Annotated in this window: 21 protein-coding genes; 11 read left to right on the top strand and 10 right to left on the bottom strand. The window is 66.2% G+C overall.

The features are described from left to right. Position 1: 1 nt before the first annotated feature. The 4 genes from ABE463_RS16345 to ABE463_RS16330 all read right to left on the bottom strand — a co-directional run bounded on the left by ABE463_RS16345 (position 2) and on the right by ABE463_RS16330 (position 3,707). Positions 2–373 carry a DUF423 domain-containing protein gene (locus ABE463_RS16345; protein WP_259261348.1) on the bottom strand — a complete coding sequence of 124 codons (372 nt, stop codon included), beginning with the start codon at positions 371–373 and terminating at the stop codon, positions 2–4. Positions 374–476: 103 nt separating this feature from the next. After that, on the bottom strand, positions 477–1,556 hold the full coding sequence (locus tag ABE463_RS16340; RefSeq protein ID WP_346468878.1) for an SRPBCC family protein: 1,080 nt from the start codon (positions 1,554–1,556) through the stop codon (positions 477–479). 313 nt (positions 1,557–1,869) lie between these two features. Continuing rightward, positions 1,870–2,511 (bottom strand): response regulator transcription factor, encoded by a 642-nt coding sequence (locus ABE463_RS16335; RefSeq protein WP_019184539.1) that lies wholly within the window; start codon positions 2,509–2,511, stop codon positions 1,870–1,872. Beyond that, positions 2,511–3,707 carry a sensor histidine kinase gene (locus tag ABE463_RS16330; RefSeq protein WP_259261346.1) on the bottom strand — a complete coding sequence of 399 codons (1,197 nt, stop codon included), beginning with the start codon at positions 3,705–3,707 and terminating at the stop codon, positions 2,511–2,513. The genes ABE463_RS16335 and ABE463_RS16330 overlap by 1 nt, the downstream gene beginning before the upstream one ends. A gap of 139 nt (positions 3,708–3,846) precedes the next feature. Between ABE463_RS16330 and ABE463_RS16325 the strand changes: the two genes are divergently transcribed. Genes ABE463_RS16325 through ABE463_RS16305 form a run of 5 tightly spaced genes read left to right on the top strand, consistent with a single transcriptional unit; the run spans position 3,847 to position 6,882 of the window. Next, positions 3,847–4,443 (top strand): GNAT family N-acetyltransferase, encoded by a 597-nt coding sequence (locus ABE463_RS16325; protein WP_259261345.1) that lies wholly within the window; start codon positions 3,847–3,849, stop codon positions 4,441–4,443. Between the two features lie 15 nt (positions 4,444–4,458). Continuing rightward, the gene (minC, locus tag ABE463_RS16320) at positions 4,459–5,241 is read left to right on the top strand and encodes a septum site-determining protein MinC (RefSeq protein ID WP_346468877.1); all 783 of its coding nucleotides are present in this window, start codon (positions 4,459–4,461) and stop codon (positions 5,239–5,241) included. 35 nt (positions 5,242–5,276) lie between these two features. Continuing rightward, positions 5,277–6,086, top strand: coding sequence for a septum site-determining protein MinD (gene minD, locus ABE463_RS16315; RefSeq protein ID WP_088432112.1), 810 nt, complete (start codon positions 5,277–5,279; stop codon positions 6,084–6,086). Between the two features lie 2 nt (positions 6,087–6,088). Further along, on the top strand, positions 6,089–6,349 hold the full coding sequence (gene minE, locus ABE463_RS16310) for a cell division topological specificity factor MinE (RefSeq protein ID WP_017355894.1): 261 nt from the start codon (positions 6,089–6,091) through the stop codon (positions 6,347–6,349). A gap of 47 nt (positions 6,350–6,396) precedes the next feature. After that, positions 6,397–6,882 (top strand): hypothetical protein, encoded by a 486-nt coding sequence (locus ABE463_RS16305; RefSeq protein WP_346468876.1) that lies wholly within the window; start codon positions 6,397–6,399, stop codon positions 6,880–6,882. A gap of 57 nt (positions 6,883–6,939) precedes the next feature. Here ABE463_RS16305 and ABE463_RS16300 read toward each other — a convergent pair whose 3' ends face one another. The 3 genes from ABE463_RS16300 to ABE463_RS16290 all read right to left on the bottom strand — a co-directional run bounded on the left by ABE463_RS16300 (position 6,940) and on the right by ABE463_RS16290 (position 12,509). Then, entirely contained in the window at positions 6,940–8,187 is a 1,248-nt protein-coding gene (locus tag ABE463_RS16300; protein WP_346468875.1) for a DUF819 family protein, read from the bottom strand. Between the two features lie 136 nt (positions 8,188–8,323). Beyond that, positions 8,324–10,387 carry a S9 family peptidase gene (locus tag ABE463_RS16295; RefSeq protein ID WP_346468874.1) on the bottom strand — a complete coding sequence of 688 codons (2,064 nt, stop codon included), beginning with the start codon at positions 10,385–10,387 and terminating at the stop codon, positions 8,324–8,326. Between the two features lie 151 nt (positions 10,388–10,538). Further along, positions 10,539–12,509, bottom strand: a complete 1,971-nt coding sequence (locus ABE463_RS16290) for an oligopeptide transporter, OPT family (RefSeq protein ID WP_346468873.1) — start codon at positions 12,507–12,509, stop codon at positions 10,539–10,541. A gap of 223 nt (positions 12,510–12,732) precedes the next feature. Here ABE463_RS16290 and ABE463_RS16285 point away from each other — a divergent pair, with 223 nt between their 5' ends. Both ABE463_RS16285 and ABE463_RS16280 read left to right on the top strand, forming a co-directional pair. Further along, positions 12,733–13,884: a heparan-alpha-glucosaminide N-acetyltransferase domain-containing protein gene (locus ABE463_RS16285; RefSeq protein ID WP_346468872.1), complete on the top strand. Its 1,152-nt coding sequence runs from the start codon at positions 12,733–12,735 to the stop codon at positions 13,882–13,884. Between the two features lie 84 nt (positions 13,885–13,968). Beyond that, positions 13,969–15,750 (top strand): oligopeptide:H+ symporter, encoded by a 1,782-nt coding sequence (locus ABE463_RS16280; protein WP_346468871.1) that lies wholly within the window; start codon positions 13,969–13,971, stop codon positions 15,748–15,750. A gap of 220 nt (positions 15,751–15,970) precedes the next feature. Here ABE463_RS16280 and ABE463_RS16275 read toward each other — a convergent pair whose 3' ends face one another. After that, positions 15,971–16,606 carry a LysE family transporter gene (locus ABE463_RS16275; RefSeq protein ID WP_121043335.1) on the bottom strand — a complete coding sequence of 212 codons (636 nt, stop codon included), beginning with the start codon at positions 16,604–16,606 and terminating at the stop codon, positions 15,971–15,973. Between the two features lie 134 nt (positions 16,607–16,740). On the opposite strand from ABE463_RS16275, the gene ABE463_RS16270 reads away from it, so the two are divergent. The 4 genes from ABE463_RS16270 (at position 16,741) to ABE463_RS16255 (ending at position 22,551) form a co-directional block, all read left to right on the top strand. After that, a complete protein-coding gene (locus ABE463_RS16270; protein WP_346468870.1) occupies positions 16,741–17,646 on the top strand; it encodes a LysR family transcriptional regulator ArgP in 906 nt (301 codons plus the stop codon). 46 nt (positions 17,647–17,692) lie between these two features. Beyond that, the gene (locus tag ABE463_RS16265; RefSeq protein ID WP_346468869.1) at positions 17,693–18,313 is read left to right on the top strand and encodes a hypothetical protein; all 621 of its coding nucleotides are present in this window, start codon (positions 17,693–17,695) and stop codon (positions 18,311–18,313) included. Between the two features lie 152 nt (positions 18,314–18,465). Continuing rightward, positions 18,466–20,157 (top strand): malate dehydrogenase (quinone), encoded by a 1,692-nt coding sequence (gene mqo / locus ABE463_RS16260; protein ID WP_346468868.1) that lies wholly within the window; start codon positions 18,466–18,468, stop codon positions 20,155–20,157. Positions 20,158–20,349: 192 nt separating this feature from the next. Beyond that, positions 20,350–22,551: a TonB-dependent siderophore receptor gene (locus tag ABE463_RS16255; protein ID WP_346468867.1), complete on the top strand. Its 2,202-nt coding sequence runs from the start codon at positions 20,350–20,352 to the stop codon at positions 22,549–22,551. Between the two features lie 146 nt (positions 22,552–22,697). Here the strand turns inward: ABE463_RS16255 and ABE463_RS16250 are convergent, their stop codons facing one another. Beyond that, positions 22,698–23,924, bottom strand: coding sequence for an MFS transporter (locus ABE463_RS16250; RefSeq protein WP_346468906.1), 1,227 nt, complete (start codon positions 23,922–23,924; stop codon positions 22,698–22,700). 188 nt (positions 23,925–24,112) lie between these two features. Then, positions 24,113–24,790 (bottom strand): methyltransferase domain-containing protein, encoded by a 678-nt coding sequence (locus ABE463_RS16245; RefSeq protein ID WP_346468866.1) that lies wholly within the window; start codon positions 24,788–24,790, stop codon positions 24,113–24,115. Between the last annotated feature and the right edge of the window lie 121 nt (positions 24,791–24,911).

The following is a 24,911-nucleotide window of genomic DNA, read 5'->3' as shown; positions in this document are numbered from 1 at the left end:
GTCAGCGCTTCAGCGCATTCAGCCCGTAGGCCAGCCAGCCCACCATCAGGGCCGTGCCGCCGATCGGTGCCAGCTGGGTGCTGAGCTTCCACAGCGCGCCTGCCACCAGGCTGCCGGAGAACAGCAGCGTGCCGATCAGCAGCACATACAGGGCCAGCCGGCCCAGCGTGTTCTGCTGGGTCGGGCCGAGTACGGCCAAGGCCACACCGTGCCCGAACGCGTACAGCGCCGCGGTGGTCACATGCGACTGCGCCAGCGGGTCGGCGATGCCATGGGAGGCGTAGGCCGACAGGCCCACCGCCGTGGCCGCGAGCAGGCCGCCCAGGCCAGCCAGCAGGGAGGGTTTGCGCGTGCGTCGTTCCAGGTTGAGCATGCTTGCGTCCTTCAGCCAGTGCTCCGTGGCCGGAGCCAAAAAAAAACGCGCCGCAGGAAGCGGCGCGTTTCAGGTCGTGCGTTACATCACGGCAACCGTCGGATTACTTGACGGCCCAGTAGATGTCGTACGTGCCTTCCGGAGTGAACGACTTGTCCACGCCGTCCTTCCAGGACTCGTACGGACGATCAATCACTTCGTTGCCGCCGGTCACCGACCACGCACGCAGGGCGTTACGGGCGATGTCCAGGCCGGCCATGTGGCCGGTGTAGGCCGCGTGGGCCGAACGATGCGGAGCCACATGCACGTACTTGACCGGTGCACCATCGTCGATCTTCACCGTCAGCGCTTCGGCCGTCGCGGCTTCAGCACCCTTCTTCTTGACCGGCTGGGCCACGTCGAAGGCGTACTTCTCGGCGCCGAAATCGGTGGTGATGATGCGGAACGGACCGGCGGCTTCGAGGTTGTTGGCCTCCATGACGCGCTTGATCCACTCCTGGTTGTCCTTGATGGACTTGGTGATGGTCTCCTGGCCGCGGTCCACGTTGCCGGCGGTGACGACCAGCAGGTCCTCGGCCGGGACGTCCACGATGGCCAGATCGGTCAGCGGGGCTTCGGCGGTGCGGTAGTCCACGTTCGGCACGGTGGCCAGCATGTTGGCCATGCGCGACAGACCGAGCTTCAGGTCGTCACCGGCGTGACGGCTGACGTACAGGCCAGCGTAACGACCGAACAGGTTGAACCCGTACTTGACGCTGTAGTCCTGCGTGATCTTGACGTTGCGGCCACCCTTGCCGGTCGGCTCGAGGGTGAAGTTGGTCACCTTGTCGTGGCCCTTGGTCTGGTCCTCGATGGCGATGGCAACGTGCTTGTTCTGCTCGGACTCGGTGATCACCCAGCTACCCTGGCCCAAGGAACCTTCCTTGGAGGTGTAGTCCAGGCGTGCGCCGACACCGGCAGCCGGGCCGGAGTGCTTCAGTTCAACGGCGGGATCGCGCAGCAAGAGCGGGTTCCAGTCCTTGAAGCGGCGCAGGCTGTTGACCGTGTCGTACACGATCGTCATCTTGCGGTTGGTCTCGATGCTTTCGGAAATATGGCGCTCGCCCGGCAGACATACGCCAATGATGACGAACAGGCCAGCCACGATCCCCAAGGCGATCAGGAACTCGATAATACGGGTCATTCAGGAGTCTCCGGGGCCGATCCCACGGCCGGGTTGATTGAAGCGAAGCGCCAATCCTAGCAGGCTTCGCCGGTGTTGTTGATCAGGGTTGGCACACCGGTTTCCATGTCGGCAGCGGTTTTGCATAGACAAGGAGCGGAAAGATAACGCATCGCGCGTGTCAGCACGTAGCGTATGGGCAATATTTCTTTGCCGGATTCGGCCGCTGGACCCGTAAATCCCCTTGTATCGCTTGCGCTGCAAGGGTTTCGCGGAATTCAGAAATTACCTGCGAACCCGCGACCGCCCGAAGGCCGCCGACGGGTCCACCGGCTCAGACCAGCTGCAGCTCGAAGGCCTTGAGCACCGCCCGGGTGCGGTCGCGCACCCCCAGCTTGGACAGGATGTTGGACACGTGGTTCTTGATGGTGCCTTCGGCCACGCCCAATGAATTGGCGATCTCCTTGTTGGAGAAGCCACTGGCCATCAGCCGCAGGATCTCCGTCTCACGGTCGGTCAACGGGTCCGGCCGGTCCAGGCTCACGAACTCGTTGCGCATGTGCTCCAGGCCCGACAGCAGCCGCTGGGTGACCGCCGGCTGCACCAGCGAACCGCCATCGGCCACCGTGCGGATCGCGCCCACGAGCTGATCCAGGGTCACATCCTTGAGCAGGTAGCCCTTTGCCCCGGCCTTCAGCCCCGCCAGCACCAGCTGATCGTCATCAAAGGTGGTCAGGATGATGGTCGGCGGCAGCTGGTTCAGCCGCGACAGCATCTGCAGCGCCTCCAGCCCCGACATCACCGGCATGCGCATGTCCATCAGGACCACGTCCGGGCGGACCTGCGGAACCACCTCGACTGCCTGGCGGCCATCAGCGGCCTCGGCGACCACCTCGATACCGTCATCGAGCGCCAGCAGCGAGCGGATTCCCTGCCGCACCAGGGTTTGGTCGTCGACCAGGCAGACGCGAATCATCAACGCACTCCTTCAATGACAGCGGTCAGCATCAATACTGGCACGCCGGGTACCGAGGCGCGCAGGCGGAAGCCCTGACCCCGGCGGGTTTCGATCTGCAGCTCACCACCGCATTGTTGCAGCCGCTCGCGCATCCCGCGCAATCCATTGCCGACCACGATGCCGTCCGCGCCGACCCCATCATCATGCGCCTCCAGCACCACGATGCCCGGCGGCTCGCGCCGGACCTTGATCCACAGGTTGCGTGCGCCGGCGTGGCGCACCGCATTGGTGATGATTTCCTGGGTGCAGCGCAGCAGCACATGCGCGCGCTCGGGGTCTTCCACGCTCAGTGGCTCATCGATGTCCAGGTGGATATCCAGCGAGGGCACCTGCTCGGTCAGCGGGCGCAGGGCCGCGGCCAGATCGATGGCGCCACTGTCGCGCAGCTGGCTGACCGCCTCGCGCACGTCGGTCAGCAGCAGCTTGGCCAGGGTGTGGGCCTGGTGCACGTGTTCCTGGGCCTGGCCGTCGGTCAGGTGGCCCGCCACCTCCAGGTTGAGGCTGAGGGCGGTCAGGTGGTGACCCAGCAGGTCGTGCAGCTCGCGCGAGATGCGGGTGCGCTCATTGACGCGGGCGCTCTCGGCCAGCAGTACACGGGTGGCGCGCAGCTCGGTATTGAGCCGGCGCTGCTCTTCCCGGGCATCGGTCTGCTGGCGCGCGACCAGGCTGGTCACGAAGATGAACATGGAGAAGCCGCCGTACAGCAGCGACTGCATCAGCGCTTCGAACAGCGGCATGCGCAGGATCAGGTAGTACACCGGCAGCACCGCCAGCTGGCTGAGCAGCAGCCAGATCACGCCACCACGCACGGGCAGCATCCACGGAATGACGCCGGCAGCGACCATCATCAGGATGCTGCCCAGCCCCGAGCCGCTCAGATAGCTCACGCCCAGCGCCGAGGCGGTGAGCAGCACCAGCATGACCCGGTCGTACCAGCGCGAGTGGCCGCCGTTGCGCAGCCCGCGGGTCAGCCAGAAGTAGCCGGCGCCGAAGGCCAGGTACGCGGCGAACAACCACAGCGCCCAGGCATCCACGCCACCGCCGCGACGCAGCAGTGCTTCGTACTGTGAATAAACCAGAGGGAGTCCGACCATGACCCAGGTGAACAGGCCGGCCAGTCGCAGTACTCGGGTGTGGCTGAGGTATCCCAACATGGACGCATAGTAGGCTGAACCTGTTCCCCTGCACTCCCACAGAAGTCATGCCTGTCGGCTCGCGGGGGGAGGCCACCCATGCAATAATCGGACCGAACGGCCCCTCGATGGGCCAACCGCGTTACCCCACGGAGTCACAATGTCGATTGTCATCCGCGACGTGCGCGAGCACGAGCTCGATTCCGTCCTGGCCCTGAACAACAATGCCGGCCTGGCCATCCTGCCGTTGGATGCTGCCCGCCTGCGTCTGTTCTATGAAAGCGCTGAGTATTTCCGCGTCGCCGAGCGCGACGGCAACCTGGCCGGTTTCCTGATCGGCTTCGGCAGCGACAGCCAGCACGACAGCAGCAACTTCGCCTGGTTCAAATCGCAACTGGGCAGCAAATTCTTCTATATCGACCGCATCGTGGTCGCCAGCCGCCGTCGCGGCGGTGGCGTCGGCCGTGCGTTCTATGCCGATGCGCAGAGCTACGCCGAGCTGCGCTACCCGCAGCTGACCTGCGAGGTCTTCCTGGACCACGGTGCCGATGCCGCCCTGCTCTTCCACGGCAGCTTCGGCTTCCGCGAAGTCGGGCAGAACACCATGGCCCACGTGGACGTGCGTGCCAGCATGCTGCTCAAGGACCTGTGCAGTTACCAGTGGGTGCACGACACCTACGGCGACCAGTTGCCGGATGTGCCCTGGGTGGGCCATCGCCGCGAGCCGCTGCGCGTCCAGCAGCAGACGGGGACCTGATCGGTGGCAGCGAACATGGATTTTGAACAGGCCGGCGAACTGAAGATCGGCCAGGTCGGCATCGCCAATCTGCGTATCCGCACCCTCGACGTCGACCGCCTCACCCGTGAAATGCAGGAACGTGTGGCGCGTGCGCCGAAGCTGTTCGGGCGTGCGGCCGTGATCCTGGATTTCGGCGGGCTCAGCAAGATGCCGGACGTGGCGACCGCCAAGGCGCTGCTGGACGGCCTGCGCAAGGCCGGCGTGCTGCCGGTTGCGCTGGCCTATGGCACCACCGAAACCGACCTGCTCTCGCAGCAGCTCGGCCTGCCGCTGCTGGCCAAGTTCCGCGCCCAGTACGAGCGCGCCGAGGCCGAGCCGGCCTCTGCGCCCCTGCCGGTCGCCGAACCGCCGCCGCGCCGTGCGCGTGCCGCCGCTGCCGTGCCTGCGGCGCCGGCGCCCAGCGCTGTGGCCACCGGAGGCGCGCCCAAGCCGGGCCGCATGCAGACCGCAAACGTCCGTTCGGGCCAGCAGCTGTACGCGGAAAACTGCGACCTGACCGTCATGGCCACCGTCGGCGCGGGCGCCGAAGTGATCGCCGACGGCAGCATCCACATCTACGGTACGCTGCGGGGCCGTGCCCTGGCAGGTGCCCAAGGCAACACCACGGCGCGTATTTTCTGCCGTGAATTCCACGCTGAACTGGTCGCCATTGCCGGCCATTACAAGGTACTGGACGATGTTCCGGACTCCCTGCGCGGCAAGGCCGTGCAGGTGTGGCTGGAACAGGACCAGATCAAGATCGCTGCGCTGGACTGACGCAGCCCCCAAACAGAAGAATCAGGAGAAATCCTTTGGCTGAAATCATCGTAGTCACCTCCGGCAAGGGCGGCGTCGGCAAGACCACCAGCAGCGCCAGCCTGGCCTGCGGGTTGGCACGTCGTGGCAAAAAGGTGGCGGTGATCGACTTCGACGTCGGCCTGCGCAACCTGGACCTGATCATGGGCTGCGAGCGCCGCGTGGTGTACGACTTCGTCAATGTCGTGCACGGCGAAGCGACCCTCAAGCAGGCCCTGATCAAGGACAAGCGCTTCGACAACCTGTACGTGCTGGCTGCCTCGCAGACCCGCGACAAGGACGCGCTGACCCAGGAAGGCGTACGCAAGGTGCTCGACGATCTCATCGCCGACGGCTTCGAGTACGTCATCTGCGACTCGCCGGCCGGTATCGAGAAGGGCGCGTTCCTGGCGATGTATTACGCCGACCGTGCGGTCGTGGTGGTGAACCCGGAAGTGTCCTCGGTGCGCGACTCGGACCGCATCATCGGTCTGCTCGATTCGAAGACCCACAAGGCCGAATCCGGCAAGAACGTGCCCGCCTTCCTGCTGCTCACGCGCTACAGCCCGGTACGGGTGGAAAGTGGCGAGATGCTCAGCATCACCGACGTGGAAGAAGTGCTGGGCCTGAAGGCCATTGGCGTGGTGCCCGAATCGGGCGACGTGCTCAATGCGTCCAACAAGGGCGAGCCGGTCATTCTGGACCCCGAATCGGCGGCGGGCCAGGCATACGAAGATGCGGTTGGCCGCATCCTTGGCGAAGAGCGTCCGATGCGCTTCACCACCGTGGAGAAGAAAGGCTTCTTCAGCAAGCTGTTCGGAGGGTAAGCATGGGACTGTTCGATTTCCTGAACCGAAAGAAGACCACTGCCGAAACGGCCAAGAACCGCCTGCAGATCATCATCGCGCAGGAACGCAGCCACCGCGGCGGCCCGGACTACCTGCCCCTGCTGCAGCGCGAGCTGCTGGAAGTGATCAAGAAGTACGTCAACATCGACGCTGATGCGGTCAAGGTCGATCTGGTCAAGGACGGCGAGCACGATGTGCTCGATATCTCCGTCGCCTTGCCGGAAGGCCCGCAGCAGCCCTGATCGACATCGCCCCTTCCGTTTTGGAAGGGGCGGTTGAGCGGTAACCCATGAACGACGCTGCCCCCACCGCCGAACCGCAGGTCACCCGCGTCGGCGATATCCGTTTCGACGATGCCCATGCCCTGCTTGCCGCCCACGATCTGCACCTGCATCGTGTGGCCGATGGCGCGCCGATTCCGGGCAGCTATTGGGGCGAACCCGAAGCCGGCATCATCGGCAGCGACGTGTATGTCCGCGATGACACCCCCGTGCACTCGATGCTGCACGAAGCCTGCCACCTGATCGTGCTGCCGCCGGAGCGGCGTGCGCTGGTGCATACCGATGCCACCGATTCGGTGCCCGAAGAAGACGCGACCTGTTACCTGCAGATCGTGCTGGCCGGCAGACTGCCCGGTGTGGGCAGCGACCGCCTGATGCTGGACATGGATGCGTGGGGGTATACTTATCGGTTGGGGTCGACCAGAGCATGGTTCGAGCACGATGCGGAAGACGCAAAGGCGTGGCTGGTCGAACGCGGCCTTCTTCCTGCGTAAATCCGCACGTGCGGTCAGTCCCGGGCGCGTGGCAATGCATCCACGCATGGCGTGGATCTACCCGCCCTGCCCTGCCATCGCGCGCAGGGTGATGCCCACGATGTACGCCAGATACGTGCCCGTCGCGTAGCCCATCGTGCCCAGCAGCACGCCCACCGGCGCCAGCGAGGGATGGAACGCTGCCACGACCACGGGCGCGGAGGCTGGTCCGCCGATGTTGGACTGCGAACCGATCGCGAAGTAGAAGAACGGCACCTTCAGCGCGCGTGCCAGCGCCCACAGCAGCACGATGTGCACCGCGATCCAGATCAGGCCCAGCGCGAACAGCCACGGGCGATCCAGCAACGCCAGCAGGTCCATCTGCATGCCGATGCAGGCGATCAGGAAATACAGCAGGAGCGAGCCGAGCTTGGAAGCACCGGCGCCTTCCAGATTGCGCGCACGGGTGAAGCTCAGCGCCAGGCCGCAGGTGGTTGAGATCACCACCACCCACACGAACGGCGCGTCCAGACTGAACTGCGAGGCCCAGGCGACATGCCCCTTGAACCACGCCGAGACCGGCCCGGCAATCGCGTGCGACAGGCCCACCACGCCGAAGGCAACGGCGACGATCAGCATCAGGTCGGTCAGGCTGGCCACGCGCTCGTGCTTGGCTTGGAAAGCTTCGATGCGAAGTTTGAGGGCATCAATGCCGGAGGTATCAGCACCACTGCGGGCGTCGATCTTCGCCGCGCGCCCGGCCATGAAGATCAGCACGGCCATCCACACATATCCAACACCGACATCGACCACCGCGAACTGCCCGAAGGTGGTCGCGTTGACATCGAACACTTCGCGCATGGCCAGCATGTTGGCGCCGCCACCGATCCAGCTTCCCGCGAGTGCGGCCATACCCGCCCAGGTATCGCCGGCGACGGTGGCCGGATGCAGCCATTTCATCAACTGGAACGCGACCACCGCGCCGATCATGATGCTGAGCGAGGCGCCCAGGTACATCACGATCAGTTTCGGGCCCAGCCGCAGGATGCCTTTGATGTCCACGGCCAGGGTGAGCAGCACCAGGGCAGCGGGCAGCAGGATGTCACGGGCGACCGGGTTGTAGAGCTGTGTGTTCTGGCCGTCGATCAGACCGACGGTGTTGTACACGCCCGGAATCATGTAGCACAGCAGCAAGGCAGGCACGTAGGTGTAGAAACGCTTCCACAGCCCCTGTTCGCGCGAGGCGGTCCAGAACACGGCACCGAGGGTGGCGGCGATCAGGCCGAAGACGACGATGTCGTTCTGGATCAGGGCAGGTGCTTTCACGGAGATGGGGTGCCTGGGTCGTGCCGGCCGCGGGCCGGCAACCTCATGAATACTGAAAGCGCGGTGCAGATGCTGGCCAGCAGCCGGCACTAGCGATGAAAAAGCGCCGCCCCTGGGGGCGGCGCTTCAAACCGGCTTATTCGCCGATGTGCTGCTTCAACCAGCCGTTGACGGTGTCGTGCCACTGCACGCTGTTCTGCGGCTTGAGCACCCAGTGGTTCTCATCCGGGAAGTACAGGAACTTGGACTCGATGCCCTGGCGCTGCGCAGCGGTGAACGCGGCCAGGCCCTGCTCCACCGGAATGCGGTAGTCGAGCTGGCCGTGCACGATCAGGATCGGCTTCTTCCAGTCGGCCACGTGGTTGACCGGGTTGAACTTCTCGTAGCTGGCGGCCTTCTCGTACGGCGTGCCACCCTGCTCCCACTCGGTGAACCACAGCTCTTCGGTGGCGTAGCCCATCATGCGCTGGTCGAACACGCCGTCATGATTGACCAGGCACTTCCACGGCTCGTTCCAGTTGCCGGCGATCCAGTTGACCATGAAGCCGCCATAGCTGGCGCCCAGGGCGCACGCCTTGTCACCGTTGAGGAACGGGTACTGCTTCTGTGCCGCGGCCCAGCCCTTCTGCAGGTCTTCCAGCGGGCGGTCGCCCCAGTGCTGGCTGATCGCATCGGTGAAGGCCTGGCCGTAGCCGGTGGAGCCGTGGAAGTCGATCATGACCACCGCGTAGCCCTGGCCGGCGTAGGTCTGCGGATTCCAGCGGTAGCTCCAGCCGTTGCCGAAGCTGCCCTGCGGGCCACCGTGGATCAGGAACGCGACCGGGTAACTCTTGCCTTCCTGGTAGTTGTACGGCTTGACCACGTAACCGTGCACGGTCTCGTTGTTCCAGCCCTTGAACTGGAACTGCTCGTAATCGCCGAAGGCGACGTCGGGCAGCATCTCACCGGCGCTCGGGGTGATCTCGCGCGGGTTCGCACCATCGAAGGCGGCCACGATGATCTGATCGCCGCTCTTCAGACTGTTCTTGGTGTACGCCAAAGTGGTGCCGGCGATCACCGGCGAGCCGATGCTGCCGCCGTCGGCCACGACCTCGGCCTCACCGGTGGCGATGTCGACGCCGAACAGGCGGTGCTCGCCCATGTCGTCGGCACTGGTGTAGATCAGGGTGCCGTCACCGGACAGCACGATCTCGCCGGCCGAACGATCCCACTTCGGTGCGATCTCGCGGGTCTTGCCGGTGGCCACGTCCATCGCCATCAGGCCGAAGCGGTCCGCTTCGAAGCCCGGGCGCTTCATGGCGCGGTAGTACAGGGTCTTGCCGTCGGCGCTGAACACCGGGCCGGCATCCCAGGCCGGGTTGGCCGCGGTCAGGTTGACCGGCGCCTGCTTGCCCTCGGCATCCAGGCGGTACAGGTCGAAGTTGGTCGACCACGGCTCCTGCTTGCCGGCCACGCGGATGGCCGCGACCACGCTCTTGCCATCGGGCGACCAGGTGAAGTCGTCGTTGCCACCGAACGGCTTGGACGGCGCATCGCCGGCCAGCGTCGCGCTGATCGCCGAAGCACCCTTCACCGCGGCGGCCTTGCCTGCCGGCAGCGGCGCCACGAACAGCGTATTGCGGCGGCCATCGGCCCAGGTATCCCAATGGCGCACGAACAGGTTATCGAACACCTCACCGGTGTTCTTGCGCGCCTTGTGCGCGTCCAGCTTCTTGCTGGTGCAGGCCAGGTCCGAACCGCAGTCCTGGAACACGCCGCTGCTGAAGGCCACGCGGTCGCCCTGCGGGGAGACGTGGAAGCTGTCCACATCGACCGGGAAGTCGGTCAGCTGGCGCGGCGTGCCGCCGGTGGTCAGCTGCGCGTAGAGCTGCTGGCTGCCGTTCTTGGCGCTCAGGAAGTACACCGTCTGGCCATCGGCCGACAGCGCTGCGGAATTGACGTTCCAGCCCGCCGGGGTCAGCGGCTTGGGCGGGGCCAGGTCACGCGTGCGCAGGTTGCGGATGTACAGGCCGGTGCTGGCCTTGCTGTCGGTGCCGACCACGCGCTTGGCGAAGATCACATTGCCGCCATCGGCGGTCAGCAGCGGGCTGGAGACCCGATCCAGCGCGATCATGTCGCGCACATCCAGGCCACGCGTGGCCGCCAGCGAGGGCATCGCGGTCAGCAGGCACAACGGCAGCAGGGCGTAACGAAGTTTCATCGGGGTCTCCGCGGAACGGCAAAACGCCGATGGTAGGGCCGCAGGGGCCGCCTATGCAAAGGCCATCGGTCATGCCAGCGGATCGGCGGGAGGCAGAAACGACAAACCCCGCCTGAGCGGGGTTTGTCGTGACGCAGACCGGGGTCGCTTGTTAGACCGACCCCACCGCGCGCTTGCCGGTGCGGTAGATCAACCAGCCGACCAGGAACAGCACGGCCAGACCGATCCACTGCGCGCCCGGCAGGTGGAACGGCAGCGCCAGCACGTCCGCGCGGCTGCTGATCACGATCGGCACCGCGATCGCGATACCCATCAGGGCTTCACCGGTGATCAGGCCCGCAGCGAACAGCACGCCCGGCTTGTGCACGCGGTCGCGGCCTTCTTCGTCGTCGCCGCGGATCTTGTGGAAGCGTTCCACCAGGTAGGCGATCAGACCGCCCAGGAAGATCGGCACCATCAGCTCCAGCGGCAGGTAGATGCCGATCGCCGCAGCCAGCACCGGCACGCGGAAGCGTGCGTTGCGCGACTTCAACCAGTTGTCGAAGGCGATGATCGCCGCGCCGACCACGGCACCGATGCCGATGAAGGTCCACGGCAGCTCGCCGCCGAACAGGCCCTTGGCCACCGAGGCCATCAGGTTCGCCTGCGGCGCGGCCAGCGCGTTGGGATGCAGCTCGGACTTGACGCCGATGCCATAGGCGGTGGCCAGCAGGTTCAGCACCGGGGCCATGATCAGCGCACACGAGAACGCACCGATGCCCAGCATCAGCTGCTGCTTCCACGGGGTGGCGCCGACGATGTAGCCGGCCTTGAGGTCCTGCAGGTTGTCACCGCCGACCGCGGCCGCGCAGCACACCACCGCACCGATCATGATCGCGGCCACCGCACCCAGCGGGGCACCGCCGACGCCAACCGGCTTGAGGCCGTCGGCGCCGAGCAACACCACCAGCACCGCCGAGGCGAACAGGATGGTGGAGATGGTGATGCCCGAGACCGGGTTGTTGGAGGAGCCGATCAGGCCCGCCAGGTAAGCCGAGACCGAAACGAACAGGAAGCCGGCCACGATCATGATGAGCGTCATCGGGATCGAGACGTGCCACTGGCCCACGATGGCCTGGTACAGCGCCAGCAGCGGCAGGGTGAACACCACCAGGGCCACCAGCATCCACTTCATCGGCAGGTCGCGCTCGGTGTGCGCCAGCGCCGGGCCGCCACTCTTGCGGGCCGCGGCGAAACCGCTCTTGACGCCATTGAGCAGCGACTTGCGCAGCGAGATCAGGGTCCACACGCCACCGATCAGCATCGCGCCCACGCCCAGGTAACGCATCTTCGCGCCCCAGATGGCGAAGGCCGCCTCGGTGGAGCTGGCCGTGGCGATCGAGGCGGCCAGCGCCGGATCGGTGTTCATGAAGAACGACTGGTACAGCGGAATGGCGATATGCCAGGTCAGGATCGAGCCGGACACCACCACGATGCCGACATTCAGGCCGACGATGTAGCCCACACCCAGCAGCGCCGGGGACAGGTTGGTGCCGATGAAGGCGGTGATCTTCGAGCTGCCCACGTAGGCCGAGGTGGCCCAGGCATCCGGAATCAGGCGCAGGCCGCTTTCGGCCGCCAGCTTCACGAAGGCGCCGATCACCGCCGACACGGCCAGGATCTTCAGGCCCGGACCCGGGTTCTCACCGGCCTTGAGCACTTCGGCGGCCGCCTTGCCTTCCGGGAACGGCAGCGGATCTTCCACGATCATCGAACGGCGCAGCGGCACCGAGAACAGCACGCCCAGCAGACCACCCAGACCGGCGATGCCCAGCACCCACCAGTACTTGAAGTCCGGCCAGTAGCCCATGATCACCAGCGCGGGAATCGTGAAGATCACGCCGGCGGCGATCGACGAACCGGCCGAAGCACCGGTCTGCACGATGTTGTTTTCCAGGATCGTGCCACCGCCGAGCAGGCGCAGCACCCCCATGGAAATGACCGCGGCGGGAATGGCGGTGGCGATGGTCAGGCCTGCGAACAGACCGAGGTAGGCGTTGGCGGCCGACAGAATCACTGCCAGCACGATGGCAAGCACCACCGCGCGGAAAGTGAGCTGGCGTGGCGCAGCGTCGTTGTTCATGGAAGCCCCTGCTGGCAAAAAATCCCTGCCACGCTAGCGTTCATGTACGGGCAAGTCCAGTAGTGCCGCCCGCTGGCCAGCACCCCTGCACCACCCGATCAAGGCCCCTGTTGACCTTCGCCTGCCGCCGCAGCCGCAACCCGCCGGACTCGGCAACGTCCAAGGCCGGGCCCATCCACTTTAGTTATGTTATATCCTATCGAGCCGAGCAACCGGCACTGCTGTGACGTATTCCCCCACCTCCCGCCTGACCTCCATTGACCAGTTGCGCGGCACTGTCATCGTGCTGATGCTGCTCGACCACGTGCGCGAAACCTTCTATATGCACCAGCAGGTCGGCGACCCGATGGTGGTCGACCAGGTCGAACCGGCGCTGTTCGTCAGCCGGTTGCTGGCGCATCTGTGTGCCCCGGTGTTCGTGCTGCTGACCGGCCTGTCGGCCTGGTTGTACGCCAGTGGCAAGCCGGATGGGCGCCGGGCTGCGTCGGCGTTCCTGCTCAAGCGCGGCCTGTTCCTGGTGGCGCTGGAGCTGCTGGTGGTCAACTTCGCGTGGACGCTGCAGTTCCCGCCCAGCGTGATGTACCTGCAGGTGATCTGGGCCATCGGCATCAGCATGATCGCGCTGGCCGGGCTGCTGTGGCTGCCACGCGGGGCGCTGGCGGTGCTGGCACTGGCCGTGATCGCCGGGCACACCCTGCTCGATGGCGTCCGCGTGCAGGGCGACGGGGTGCTGGCCGTGCTGTGGAAGGTGCTGCACCAGCGCGACTGGATCGCCGTGACCGACGGGCTGCGCCTGCGCACCTCCTACCCGGTGCTGCCGTGGATCGGCGTCATTGCACTGGGCTGGGTGATCGGCCCGTGGTTCGCGCGCGGCGGCGATGCCCTCCTGCGCCAGCGCCGCCTGTGGATGGCCGGCGCCGGTGCGCTGCTGGCGTTCGTCATCCTGCGGGCGGTGAACCTCTACGGCGACAGCCCGTGGCAGTCCTTCGCCACACTGGGCAGCACGCTGATGAGCGTCTTCAACGTCACCAAGTACCCGCCCTCGCTCCTGTTCCTGCTGCTGACCCTGGGCATCGGCCTGCTGTTGCTGCGCCTGTACGAGCAGCCGCGCGTGGCACGGGCGCTGGCGCCGCTGGCCGACATCGGCGCAGCACCGATGTTCTTCTACCTGCTGCACCTGTACGTGCTGAAGCTGCTGTACGTGCTGGCCGAAGCACGCTGGGGGCACACCCACGGCGCGTATGTCGCCGTGGACCATGTGGCGAGCCTGTGGGTGATCACCGCGGTGCTGGCACTGGCGCTGTACTGGCCCACGCGGGCGTTCGCGCGCTTCAAGGCGCGTCGGCGGGATCTGGCGTGGCTTCGCTATCTGTAGACAGCGGAGCGGCCAGACCCGGCACGGATACACCGTCACCCCGGGCCTATACTCGCCCCCTTGTCCGCCCTGCCCGATCCCTCGATGACCGCAGCCGCCCTGCCCGCCTCCGCCGCCTCCACCTCCACCGCGACCGACGACTTCCTCGGCCATCCCAAGGGCGTCTACATCTGCTTCTTCACCGAGATGTGGGAGCGGTTCTCGTTCTATGGGATGAAGGCACTGCTGCTGCTGTATCTCACCAAGTACCACCTGTTCGGTGACAAGGCCGGCCTGGATCTGCTCGGTGCCTACGGTGGGCTGGTTTACTGCATTCCCGTGTTCGGCGGCCTGCTCGCCGACCGCTGGCTGGGCATGCGCAAGGCGGTGGTGTTCGGCGGCGTGCTGCTGGTGCTCGGGCATCTGGGCATGGCGTTCGAAGGGCATGCCGCCGTCCGCGTCGACGGCGCGATCATGCGCGATGATGCGGCCCTGGGCATCACCTATCTCTCGCTGGCCCTGATCATCATGGGCGTGGGCTTCCTCAAGCCGAACATCTCCACCATCGTCGGCAAGCTCTACCCGGAGAACGATCCCCGCCGCGATTCGGGCTTCTCGCTGTTCTACGCCGGCATCAATCTGGGCGCGCTGTTCGCCTCGCTGGTGTGCGGCTTCCTCGGCGAAGCCTATGGCTGGAAATACGGCTTCGGTGCGGCCGGCATCGGCATGGTGATCGGGCTGGGCATGTTCCTGTGGGGCCAGAAGTATCTGCAGGGCCACGCCGAACCGTCCGACCTGCCGACGCTGCGCCAGCGCGTGCTCGGCATCCGCCGCGAATGGCTGATCTATGCGGTGGCCGTGCTCGGCGTGATCCCCGTCGCTGCCTTGATGTGGGCCGCGGCCAACGGCGCGTTCGCGCTCGGCGGTGAAATCAGCCTGTCACTGATGCTGATGATCGTCGTGCTCGGCGGCGTGCTGGTCTGGTTCGCGTGGTTTACCGGTACCCGCTGCACGCCGGTGCAGCGCCAGCAGATGATCGCGCTGATGGCGCTGATCTTCATGGCCCTCGTGTTCTTCACCCTGTACGAGCAGACCTACGGGTCGTGGGTGACCTTTACCGATCGCCTGCTGACCAAGGACCTGGTGCCGTCGCTGGTGATCCGGGGCGGCACGCCGCTGCCGTGGTCGATCGCCTCGCTGCTGCTGGCGCCGCTGGGCTTCGTGGTGGCCGCGCGCCTGTCGGAGCGGAACCCGGGTTCGTCCGCGCCGCGCAACCTGTTCATCGCCATTGTGGCGGCGATGCTGGTGATGCTGATCCGCGACTGCCTGGTGATTCCGCAGACGGCCGGCTCGCTGACCTACCTGGGCGGCCTGTTCCTGGTCGTGCTCGCGCCGCTGTTCGCGCTGCTGTGGGCGTGGCTGGACCGTCGTCGGATGGACCCGTCCAAGCCGGTTAAATCCTCGATCGGGCTGATTTTCGCCGCACTCTCGTTCGTGCCGTTGGCCCTGGCTGCCCAGCACGTCGGCGCGACCGGGCAGATGGCCAGTGTGTGGTGGCTGGTGCTGGCCTACCTGATCCTGGAGATCGGCGAGATGTGCCTGTCGCCGGTCGGCTTGTCGGCGGTCACCCAGCTGGCCGCACCGCGCGTGGTCAGCCTGATGATGGGCACCTGGTTCCTGGCCACTGCGTTCTCGGAAACGCTGGCGGCGCTGTTCGGCAAGCTCGCCGCGATCGAGGTGCCGGAAGGCCAGAGCATGGATATCGCCAGCGCCGCCGCCAGCTACGAACACCTCTTCTGGCTGCTGATGTGGATCGGACTGGGCTGCGCGGCGGTGGCGCTGATCTGCTCGCCGCTGCTGAAGCGGATGATGCACGGGGTGAAGTAAGCCCGAGCCGCGCCGTGCTCAGGGTTGGTAGGCGTCGATGCCGAATCGGTCTGCCCGCCCAGGCTGCTGGAGAGAAACGCCAGCAGCTTCGTAGTACTCACCGCAATGAGGATCGGTGTAGTTAGCCGCGGCCTTCGGTGGGGTGGTACAGCGGCGCTTCCATGCAAAAAAATGGCACCGCGAACGGTGCCATTTCCAGGACCTGCATCGAGGAGAGAGTTCAATGCATGCCGCGGAACGCGAGGCTGAGCGCCAGGATCGACAGGATCACCGCGATGGTGCCGTCGAGGATGCGCCAGGTTTTGGGCTTGGTGAACAGCGGGGCCAGCAGGCGCGCGCCCAGGCCCTGGGCGGTCAGCCACAGGCAGCTGGCGGTGAACACGCCGGCCGCGAACGCCATGCGCGCGTTGCCGAAGTTCTCGGCGATGCCGCCGATGACCATCATGTCCAGCCAGAAATGCGGGTTGATCAGCGAGAACCCGACCGCCGAGATCAGCACCGCGCGGCGCGAGGTACTGTCGCCGTCGTCCACGTGCATGCCACCGCCACCGGCCAGCGCGCGCCGCGCCGACTGCCAGGCGTACCAGGCCAGGAAGGCGACACCGCCCCACAGGACCACGGTGGTGAGCCACGGCAGGGCCTGGGTCAGCGTGCGCAGGCCCGCCACGCTGGCGAAGATGAAGATGCCATCGATGGCGGCGCAGGTGGCCACCACGGGAATGATGTGCTTGCGCAGGATGCCTTGGCGCAGGATGAACGCGCTCTGCGCGCCGACCACCGCGAACAGGCCGATGCCGGTTGCGGCACCACTGAGCCACGCGCTCAGACCGGCACCGCCGGAAAGGATGGAAAACATGGGATACCACCTGTGTCTTGCTGGGGGGCGGTGCCTCGCCAAGGCGTACAGCACCGGATGGCGCGTATTGTCGCGCCGCAACATTAAAAAGTAGAGCTAAACTTACTTAACCATCTTTAGCAGAACTTAAGATCATGCGCATCGACCATGCCCAGCTCCGCGCCCTGGCGGCGGTGATCCGCGAAGGCAGCTTCGACCGTGCCGCGCAGTCGCTCAATGTCACCGCCTCGGCGGTCTCCCAGCGGGTCAAGGCGCTGGAGGACCGGGTCGGCCGCCTGCTGGTCAAACGCTCGTCCCCGGCGGTGGCCACCACCGAAGGCCAGGTGCTGGTGCAACTGGCCGAGCAGACCGCCCTGCTCGAGCACGATGCCCTGCACCGGATGGGCATCGCCGATGAGGACCTGCCCCACGCCAGCATTCCGGTGGCGGTCAACCACGACAGCCTGGAAACCTGGTTCCCCGAGGCCGCCCTGCAGTTCGCACGGCAGACCGGCACCACGCTGGACCTGCGCTCGGAAGACCAGGACCACACCGTGGCCCTGCTCCGGCAAGGGGCCGTGCTGGGCGCGGTGACCACGCTGGATGAGCCCGTGCAGGGTTGCCAGATCCATGCGCTGGGCAGCATCCGCTACGCCGCCACCTGCACCCCGGCCTTCCATGAGCAGCACTTCGCCAAGGGCGTCAACGCGCAGTCGCTGGCCCAGGCGCCGGTGCTGGTGTTCAACCGCAAGGACGACATGCAGGCCCGGTTCGCCCGCCGCCTGGTCGGCAACGACCTGCCGCTGACCGCGCCGACCTGGTGGATCCCCTCCACCCGCGCATTCGTCCAGGCCAACCTCGGCGGGCTGGGCTGGACCATGAACCCGCTGCCGCTGGTCAAGCGCCACCTGGACGCCGGCCGGCTGGTGCACATGAAACAGCGCGCCTGGGAAGACGTGCCGCTGTACTGGCAGCACTGGAAGGGCGATGTGCAGACGATGGCGCTGCTGACCCGAGCGGTGCTGGCCGCCTCGGGGACGCTGGTGCGCAAGAAGCGATAACCCCCGACCGGTAGGGCCGCCCTACACGACCTGACGACCCGCCCCGATGCAGCATCAGCGCATTCCCGCCGCGGGCACGTCGATGGACACCGATCCGGTCTACCTGCACATCCGCGTGGTGCTCAGCATCATCCTCGGCCTGAGCATCACCACCCTGCTGCGGGGTCTGGCGGGGATCATCGAGCACCCCCAGCGCCGCGGCTGGTCGTGGATCCACCTGTGCTGGGTGATCTGGGCGCTGATCTCGGTGGTGACCTTCTGGTGGTGGGAGTTCCGCCTGGGCGAGGTCCGGCAGTGGACCTTCGAGCTGTATCTGTTCGTGATCGCCTACTGCGCCGCGTGGTACCTGCTGTGCGTGCTGCTGTTTCCGGACGATGTGCGCGAGTACGGCAGCTATGAGAATTACCTGCTGCAGCGGCGCGGTGGCTTTTTCGGGATGCTGGCGCTGGTCACGCTGCTGGATCTGGTCGATACCGCCATCAAGGGTCACAGCCGCTGGCAGATGCTCGGCGACGCTTACTGGGTCCACACGGTGGTGATGCTGGTCATTGCCGGGCTGGGCATGGCCCTGCGCCAGCGCCGCGCCCATCTGGCTCTGGCCGTGCTGGCACTGGTTTATCAAGCCGGCTATTTCCTCCTCGAATACTTCACCTTGGCCAGCGACTGACCCGGCCCGGCACACCCACCGGATGCTGCGTTGCACCAAATCCGTACCGGAAAGGGCTAAAATCGCTCCCAAGGTACCGCTGTGACGTCCGTCTTCACGGGCGTTCCCGGCAGCGGCGGCATCCTTCCCATGTCTCCCTACCTGAGATCCCCATGAAAAAACTAGCGAAGGTCGTCCTCGGCCTCCTCGTGGTGTTGCTGTTGGCAGCAGCACTGTTCCTGTACTGGCCGCTGCATCAGCGTTCGGTCCCGGCTGCCGGCAACGACAAGCCGGTCGACGTCGTCCTGGTCGGCGGCGGCATCATGAGCATCACGCTCGCCACCTTCCTGCAGGAGCTGCAGCCGGACTGGAACATCCAGGTCTATGAGCGCCTGGACGGGGTTGCGCTGGAAAGCTCGGACGGCTGGAACAATGCCGGTACCGGTCATTCCGCGTTCGCCGAGCTGAACTACACCCCGGAACTGCCCGACGGCAGCATCGAGACCAAGCGTGCCGTCGGCATCGCCGAGCAGTTCGAGATCTCGCGCCAGTTCTGGTCGCACCAGATCCGCGAAGGCCGCCTGAGCCAGCCCAGCGATTTCATCAACCCGACCCCGCACATGAGCTTCGTCTGGGGCGATGAGAACATCGCCTACCTGCACAAGCGCCAGCAGGCACTGGTCAAGAACCCGCTGTTCTACGGCATGCAGTACTCCGAGGATCCCGCGCAGATCACGCAGTGGGCGCCACTGTTGATGGAAGGCCGCGACCCGAAGCAGAAGGTCGCCGCCACCTGGATGCCGCTGGGCACCGACGTGAACTTCGGTGTGATCACCCGCCAGCTGACCGCTGGCCTGGAACGCAGCCCGAACTTCAAACTGCATCTCAACCATGAAGTGCGTGCCCTGCGCCAGAACGATGACAAAAGCTGGAACGTGACCGTCAAGGACCTGAAGTCCGACAACGAGACCACGGTCAAGTCGCGCTTCGTGTTCATCGGTGCCGGTGGCGCCGCGCTCAAGCTGCTGCAGCTGTCGGGCATTCCGGAATCGAAGAACTACGCCGGCTTCCCGGTCGGTGGCCAGTTCCTGGCGTTCCAGGACCCGGCGATCGCCAACCGGCATTCGGTCAAAGCCTACGGCATGGCCGAAACCGGCTCGCCGCCGATGTCGGTGCCGCATCTGGATGCGCGCAAGCTGGATGGCAAGCCGGTGGTGCTGTTCGGGCCGTTCGCGCTGTACAGCACCAAGTTCCTCAAGCATGGCTCCTGGTTCGACCTGTATTCCTCGGTCAACCACAACAACGTGGCCGGCATGATCGACGTGGGCCTGGAGAACCTGGACCTGGTGAAGTACCTGATGGGCCAGGCGCGTCTGAACGATGACGACCGCCAGGCCGAGCTGGTCAAGTACTTCCCCCACGCCAAGCGCGAGGACTGGAAGCTGGTCACCGCCGGCCAGCGCGTGCAGATCATCAAGAAGGACCCGGAAAAGGGCTCGATCCTGCAGTTCGGTACCGAGATCGTGACCGACCAGGACCACACCCTGGCCGCCCTGCTTGGCGCCTCGCCGGGTGCCTCCACCTCGCCGCCGATCATGCTGGACCTGCTCAAGAAAGCCTTCCCGGAGCAGATGGCGGCGGGCTGGGAAGCGCGCCTGAGGCAGATCGTCCCGTCGTATGGCCGCAAGCTCAACGACAGCCCGGCGCTGACCAATGAGATCCGCCGCCTGACCAGCGAGACCCTGAAGCTGCCGTACCTGGATGTGCCGGTCGAGACCAGCCCCGCGGTGATGCTGACCCCGCCGCCGGCCGCCAAGCCGGCCGAGGCCAAGCGCAACGCCAACGAAGAACTGCAGGCGCTGTAAGCCTGCACCGGCAAGGGCCTGAGAGCCCCTGCCACGGTGTTCCCTCCGGCCACCCTCGCGGTGGCCGGTTGCGTTCTGGGGGCCTGGAAAGCCTGAATGTTCAGGATTTGTAAAGCGAATGCGAACGCTTTACATTTGCACCCCGCCGGGCTTGGGGCCCGGCCATGTCCTCCAGATCATCACGAGACCCGCATGTACGCCTGCGCTGCTTCGCTTCGCCTCCCCCGCCGTGCCCCGCTGGGCCTGGCCCTGCTTTCCGTGTTGATGCTGACCGCGCCGCAGGCCTTCGCCGATGCGCCGGCAGACGCCAGCAGCAATGCCGATGCCAAGACCCTGGACAAGGTCAGCGTGGTCGGTGCGCGGGCGATGCCGTCGAGCACCACGCGGCTGCCGATCAGCCTGCAGGAAACCCCGCAGTCGGCTACCTCGATCGGCCTGCAGCGCCTGCAGGACGAATCGCTGTTCAGCATCAACGATGTGATGCGCAACGTCACCGGCGTCAGCGTCTCCTTCTACGACACCCAGCGTCCGTTGTACTACGCACGCGGCTTCGCCATCACCGATTTCCAGGTGGACGGCATCCCCACCTACAGCGGCTCGACCAACCAGGAATACGACACCGCCTTCTACGATCGCGTCGAAGTGATCCGCGGCGCCAACGGCCTGCTGAGCGGCGCCGGTGTGCCATCGGCCACGGTCAACCTGCTGCGCAAGCGCCCGGGCAAGGAATTCGATGCCTCCTTCGCGGTGAGCGCCGGCAGCTGGGACTACCAGCGCATGGAAGCCGACGTGACCGCGCCGCTGACCGCTGACGGCCGTTTCCGCAGCCGCGTGGTCGCCGCCTACACCGACCGTGATCTGTATTACGACCGGTACCACGAGAACAAGATGGCCGGCATGGCCGTGCTGGAAGGCGACCTGACCGACAGCACCACGCTGACCGTGGGCTACCAGACCCAGGACAACAATCCGGTCGGTTCGACCTGGGGCACGGTGCCGTTCTTCAACAGCCAGGGCGACTTCGCGCATCTGCCGCGCTCGACCAACGTGGCGCCGAAGTGGAGCTACTGGCAGCGCGAGACCAGCACCACGTTCGCGAACCTGGAACAGCGCTTCGGTGAGAACTGGCTGCTGAAGATCAACACCGCCTACACCCAGGGCAACGTGCAGAACGTGCGCGTGTACGGCAGTGGCTACCCGGATCCGGCCACCGGTGCGGGCATCTTCCTGCGCACCGCCGCCGGCGATTCCGAAGACACCCGCCGCAACGTGGATGCCTACCTGAGCGGCACGTTCTCCCTGTTCGGCCGCGAGCACGACCTGACCGTAGGCGGGCAGTGGGCGGATCTGGAAGGCACCACCAACACCATCGCGCTGCGCTATCCCACCGACTGGGCACGTTGCGGGACCGAGCGCTGCTACTACATCCCGGATATCCGCGCCTGGGATGGCGACATCTCCGAAGTGACCTACGCACGTACCGGCGCACGCCGCGTCGCCAAGACCACGCAGAGCGGCGTCTACGTCGCTACCCGCCTGCGCCTGGCCGATCCACTGGCGCTGATCGCCGGTGCGCGCCTGAGCCGCTGGGAAACGCTGTCCCGCTCCTACAACGCGGCCGGTGCGTATACCGGTACGAGCGGCGCGTACAAAGTGACCGATGAAGTCACGCCCTATGTAGGCCTGGTATACGACATTACTCCGCAGGTGGCGGCGTACGCGAGCTACACCGAAATCTTCAACCCGCAGAACTTCAAGGACCGCAACGAAAACCTGCTGGCGCCGGTGGAAGGTTCGAATCTGGAAGCGGGCATCAAGTCGCAGTGGTTCGACGGCCGCCTGACCGCCAATGCCGCGGTGTTCGAGGCCAAGCAGGACAACTACGCGGTGCTCGACACGAGCGTGCCGGAGCGCTCGCTCAGCGATGGCAGCTCGGCCTACATCGGCATCAATGGCACCAAGGCACGCGGCTGGGAAGTGGACGTCAACGGCGAGATCCTGCCGGGCTGGACCGTCAATGCCGGCTTCACCCACGTCAAGGTGACCCGCGCGGCTACCGATCTGCTGTATGCCAACCCGGCCGAAGATCTGCTGCAGCTCAACACCCAGGTGCGGCTGCGCGGCGCGCTGGAGCGCCTGAGCGTGGGTGCGGGCGTGCAGTGGCAGAGCAAGGTGCAGGGCTACAACATCCCCTATCCGCTCGGCGGCACGGTGACGGTGAACCAGCCGGCGTATGCGCTGGTGCAGTTCAACGCCAACTACCGCATCAGCGACAGCTGGACGGCGACCTTGAGCGTGCGCAACGCGCTGGACAAGACCTACTGGGCCAACCTGGACTACAACAACTACGGCGAGCCGCGCCTTGTTGCGGTGAGCCTGCGCTGGAAGTACTGAGGCCCGACGACATCGCTGTGTTGAACGAACGGGTCGCCTTCGGGCGGCCTGTTCTGTTTTGTGCAACCCACCGTATACCGGTAGTGCCGGCCGCTGGCCGGCTCCTCGAAGACCCGGCATTGCGTGGAGCCGGCCAGCGGCCGGCACTACCTGGGTCGCGTCTCGCGCAGCGTCCACATCACCGGCAGCACCACTACCGCCACCACGGCGATCATCGCCCCGGGGGCCGACGACCAACCGGTATGCCGCACCAGCAGTTCGGCCAGCAACGGCGTCGCGCCACCGAAGAACGCCGTGGCCATGGTGACGCCCAGTGCCAGCCCGCTGAGGCGCCCTTCGCCGGGGAACTGCTCGGCCGTGGCCGGGGCCGCCACCGCACTCACCCCACCGGCCAGACACGCCAGCACCACCGCCGCCAGACCGATCGCCACGGTGCTGCCGCCGGCCATCACCGAGAACATCGTCAACGGCAGCAGCGCCGACAGCGCGGCCAGCGCGATCAACACCGGGCGGCGCCCGACCCGGTCCGACAGCGCACCCGCCAGCGGCGTCACCACGATCACCGCCACCGCCGCGACCGTGGACAGCCACAACGCCTCCGATTCACTCACCTGCCCCACCGAACCGAGGAACGCGGGCACATAGGTGATTCCGACGTAATAGGTGATCGAGCCCAGTGCGGAGATCGCAAACGTGCGCGCAATCGCGGGCTTGTGGTGCCGCCAACTATCGCGGATCGGCGACGTCGGCACGGTGCCCTCGGCCTGCTGCCGCTCGAACTCGGGCGACTCGTGCATGGTCGAACGTGCCAGCAGGATCGCACCGGCCAGCGCCGCCCCGACGAAGAACGGAATCCGCCAGCCCCAGCCATCCAGCTGCGCCGTGCTCAGCAGCGCGACGGTCAGTGCCGACAATGCCACCGCCAGCAGGGCCCCCACCTCGCTCGCGGCCGAGGCCAACGAGGTCACCAGCCCGCGCCTGCGCACGGGTGCGGTTTCCAGCAGATAGGCGACCACGCCCGTGTACTCGCCGCCCACGGAGAACGCCATCAGGCAGCGCAGCAGCAACAGCAGCACACCGGCGGTCGCGCCAATGCTTTCGAAGGTGGGCAGCAGCGCGGTGGCGAGCATCGCCACGGTCATGAGCAACATCGAGGCCAGCAGCATGTAGCGCCGCCCGAAACGGTCGCCGAGGTGGCCGAAGACCAGTGCACCCAAGGGGCGCATCAGATACGACACCGCAAACCCGGCCAGGGTGGCCAGCAGCGCATTCTCGCCGCCGCCGAAGAACACGCGCGACAGCACCGTGGCCAGATACAGGTAAAGGGTGAAGTCGTACCACTCCACCACGGTGGAGAGGCCGGCGATGATCATCGAGCGCGTCTGCGGGCGGGCGGTGGGCGCGGTGGCAGCCGTACTCAAGCGTGCATCCTGAAAACACGCAGGCCTTCGCGGCGCGGCAGGGGACGAGATCGCATCGAGGAACTCCCGGCCGCCTGGGCCGCATCTGGACGGCGACAGCCTACGCCAGTCGATCTGCACGCCGCGTCACAGCAGACTGCTCAGGCCACGGCCGCCGGCCGCACCGCACCCCGCCGATAGCTCAGCAGGCGGCCGTTACCCGGCGCATTGCCTTCATCCTCGAACAATCCCAGTTCCTCGGTCACATCAAAGCCCTGCAGGGCCATGCCACGCGAGAACGAGCCCACGTTGCCGCGGCCGGGATCGGTGATCAGCAGCTCCGCGTCCGGTTTGGCATGCCGCTGCATCATCGCCGCGATCTGATGGGCATGCCCCCGTTCGTAGAGGATGTCGCTGCCGATGATCAGGTCGAATCGCCCCAGCGAGCCATCGGGGACTTCCCAGGGCAGGTCGCGGTAAGTCACCGCGGGCAGATCGTTGAGGCCGGCGTTGTAGGCCAGGAAGGATTCGGCCAATGGGTGGTGGTCGGTCGCCACGACATCCGCGCCGCGATGGGCCAGCACCAGGCTGGACAGGCCCAGCCCGCAGCCCAGCTCCAGGATCCGCTTACCGGTCACGTCGACGTGGCTCATGGTATCGGCCAGCGCGCGGCCGGCCGACCAGATCTGACCGAACAGGCTCCACAACGACGAGTGGATGCCGGCCCGCTGGGCGCGTCCGGTGGGATCGGAAAACTGCTGCAGATCGCTCAGCGCGCGGATACGGAAGTCGTGCCCGCCGACCGGGATGGTGAGAAAGCGGGTGGTATAGCCCGGCATGAGCGCTCCGTGGGACACGGGAGCCTTCATTCCGCTGGCGGCATGAAGGGCTCTGAGAAAGGAGCGAAGGCGATCAGGTGTCGATCGCGCAGGACGCGCGTACGTGCGTGTTGCCCCCATC

The sequence above is a fragment of the Stenotrophomonas sp. TWI819 genome, assembly GCF_039673075.1.
Taxonomy (GTDB): domain Bacteria; phylum Pseudomonadota; class Gammaproteobacteria; order Xanthomonadales; family Xanthomonadaceae; genus Stenotrophomonas; species Stenotrophomonas rhizophila_B.
This window is presented reverse-complemented; position numbering and strand designations above follow the sequence as displayed.

What these genes read in the sequence shown, in the direction of transcription:
- ABE463_RS16265 (WP_346468869.1), top strand. Translation starts at nt 17,693, where the DNA reads ATGCAGCATCAGCGCATTCCCGCCGCGGGCACGTCGATGGACACCGAT.
- ABE463_RS16275 (WP_121043335.1), bottom strand. Translation starts at nt 16,606, where the DNA reads ATGTTTTCCATCCTTTCCGGCGGTGCCGGTCTGAGCGCGTGGCTCAGT.
- ABE463_RS16330 (WP_259261346.1), bottom strand. Translation starts at nt 3,707, where the DNA reads ATGTTGGGATACCTCAGCCACACCCGAGTACTGCGACTGGCCGGCCTG.
- ABE463_RS16295 (WP_346468874.1), bottom strand. Translation starts at nt 10,387, where the DNA reads ATGAAACTTCGTTACGCCCTGCTGCCGTTGTGCCTGCTGACCGCGATG.
- ABE463_RS16290 (WP_346468873.1), bottom strand. Translation starts at nt 12,509, where the DNA reads ATGAACAACGACGCTGCGCCACGCCAGCTCACTTTCCGCGCGGTGGTG.
- ABE463_RS16325 (WP_259261345.1), top strand. Translation starts at nt 3,847, where the DNA reads ATGTCGATTGTCATCCGCGACGTGCGCGAGCACGAGCTCGATTCCGTC.
- ABE463_RS16270 (WP_346468870.1), top strand. Translation starts at nt 16,741, where the DNA reads ATGCGCATCGACCATGCCCAGCTCCGCGCCCTGGCGGCGGTGATCCGC.
- ABE463_RS16345 (WP_259261348.1), bottom strand. Translation starts at nt 373, where the DNA reads ATGCTCAACCTGGAACGACGCACGCGCAAACCCTCCCTGCTGGCTGGC.
- ABE463_RS16280 (WP_346468871.1), top strand. Translation starts at nt 13,969, where the DNA reads ATGACCGCAGCCGCCCTGCCCGCCTCCGCCGCCTCCACCTCCACCGCG.
- mqo (WP_346468868.1), top strand. Translation starts at nt 18,466, where the DNA reads ATGAAAAAACTAGCGAAGGTCGTCCTCGGCCTCCTCGTGGTGTTGCTG.
- ABE463_RS16340 (WP_346468878.1), bottom strand. Translation starts at nt 1,556, where the DNA reads ATGACCCGTATTATCGAGTTCCTGATCGCCTTGGGGATCGTGGCTGGC.
- ABE463_RS16250 (WP_346468906.1), bottom strand. Translation starts at nt 23,924, where the DNA reads ATGATCATCGCCGGCCTCTCCACCGTGGTGGAGTGGTACGACTTCACC.
- minC (WP_346468877.1), top strand. Translation starts at nt 4,459, where the DNA reads ATGGATTTTGAACAGGCCGGCGAACTGAAGATCGGCCAGGTCGGCATC.
- minE (WP_017355894.1), top strand. Translation starts at nt 6,089, where the DNA reads ATGGGACTGTTCGATTTCCTGAACCGAAAGAAGACCACTGCCGAAACG.
- ABE463_RS16305 (WP_346468876.1), top strand. Translation starts at nt 6,397, where the DNA reads ATGAACGACGCTGCCCCCACCGCCGAACCGCAGGTCACCCGCGTCGGC.
- ABE463_RS16255 (WP_346468867.1), top strand. Translation starts at nt 20,350, where the DNA reads ATGTACGCCTGCGCTGCTTCGCTTCGCCTCCCCCGCCGTGCCCCGCTG.
- ABE463_RS16245 (WP_346468866.1), bottom strand. Translation starts at nt 24,790, where the DNA reads ATGCCGGGCTATACCACCCGCTTTCTCACCATCCCGGTCGGCGGGCAC.
- ABE463_RS16335 (WP_019184539.1), bottom strand. Translation starts at nt 2,511, where the DNA reads ATGATTCGCGTCTGCCTGGTCGACGACCAAACCCTGGTGCGGCAGGGA.